1 protein-coding gene is annotated in these 249 nt (G+C 61.8%); it reads right to left on the minus strand.

What is annotated here, in order from left to right; all coding sequences use genetic code 11:
* Nucleotides 1–59: 59 nt before the first annotated feature.
* Nucleotides 60–249 (minus strand): hypothetical protein (locus ACLJNW_RS27215; protein WP_410961668.1); only part of this gene is annotated, 190 nt, incomplete at its 5' end.

Consider the following 249-nt stretch of genomic DNA (forward strand, 5'->3'; position numbering starts at 1 on the left):
GAGCAGCAGCGCGGGCGCCAGGGAAAGCCATTTCAATGCGGCAAACGGGTTTGCTTTGGTCATCTTCCGGCCTTAATCGATGGAAGGAGCGAGTGGTCGCTCATGGATGTCTCCTTGCAAGGCTTGTGGCGGAGACCGCTGGCTTCAGCCAGTTCCAGACATGCAGTCGCCGCCGGGGTACGGAACGGCCATTGCCCGGCCACGGGAGAAGGCAAGCGGATACCTTTCCCGATTCCGGTGGCGGACTCG

This window comes from Salmonella sp. SAL4457 (genome assembly GCF_046548235.1).
In the GTDB taxonomy this organism is placed as follows: Bacteria; Pseudomonadota; Gammaproteobacteria; order Enterobacterales; family Enterobacteriaceae; genus Salmonella; species Salmonella enterica.